The organism is Mesorhizobium sp. M7A.F.Ca.US.005.03.2.1 (assembly GCF_003997795.1).
Taxonomy (GTDB): Bacteria; Pseudomonadota; Alphaproteobacteria; order Rhizobiales; family Rhizobiaceae; genus Mesorhizobium; species Mesorhizobium ciceri.
The window spans coordinates 1-855 of the sequence record NZ_RZRP01001401.1 but is presented as its reverse complement, the minus strand read 5'-3'; the positions used below and the strand labels follow the sequence as shown (position 1 = coordinate 855).

The following is an 855-nucleotide window of genomic DNA, read 5'->3' as shown; positions in this document are numbered from 1 at the left end:
GTGCTGGCCACGCACCATCAGGGCAAGCAGCTCAACAGTCCGAACGATATCGTCGTTGCCACCGGCGGATCGATCTACTTCACCGATCCGGGCTATGGCCGGAGGGAGTTCTATGGCGTGCCACGCCCGCAGGAGCTGCCGTTCCAGGGCGTCTACCGCATCGATGGCGGCGGCGCCCGGCTGACATTGCTGGCCGACGATTTCGGGCAGCCGAACGGGCTGTGCTTTTCGCTGGACGAGTCGCGGCTGTTCATCAACGACACCGAACGCGGGCACATCAGGGTGTTCGGCGTCGAAGCCAATGGCGACCTCAATGGCGGCGCGGTGTGGGCAGTAACCGAGGGCGAGGGGCCGGGAGCGCCCGACGGCATGAAGATCGACAGCCGCGGCAATCTTTACTGCACCGGACCCGGCGGCATCCACATTTTCGACGCGTCGGGCACCATTCTTGGCGTCATCCGGACGCCTGAAGATTGCGCGAATTTCACCTTCGGCGACGACGATTTGCAAAGCCTCTACATTGCCGCGTCGACGTCGCTGTACCGGCTCAGGGTGCGCGTGCCGGGATTGAGACTGTTTTGAGCTCGCGACAATCCGTGCTCAAATCAGAGTTGGGAGTGAGGCCGGGGTCAAAGCCGGTGGGAATACAGCAGTCAACACATCTGGGAGGATAACGACATGAAGAAACTGTTCGTTCTGGGCGCTCTGGCGGCAATGCTCGCTTCGGGCACGGCGCTGGCCGACACCAGTGGCAAGAAGATTGCTTTTTCCAACAATTATGCCGGCAATTCCTGGCGGCAGGCGATGCTCGACAGCTATGGCATCGTCACCAAGAAGGCGGTCGCCGACAAGGTG

General features: G+C 61.6%; 1 protein-coding gene and 1 pseudogene. Both read left to right on the top strand.

The annotated features are described in order from the left end of the window. A partial coding sequence (locus tag EN991_RS38085; RefSeq protein ID WP_164769750.1) for an SMP-30/gluconolactonase/LRE family protein occupies positions 1–582 on the top strand: 582 nt, incomplete at its 5' end. 96 nt (positions 583–678) lie between these two features. Next, a pseudogene (locus EN991_RS41480) lies at positions 679–855 on the top strand (ABC transporter substrate-binding protein); the annotation flags it as partial.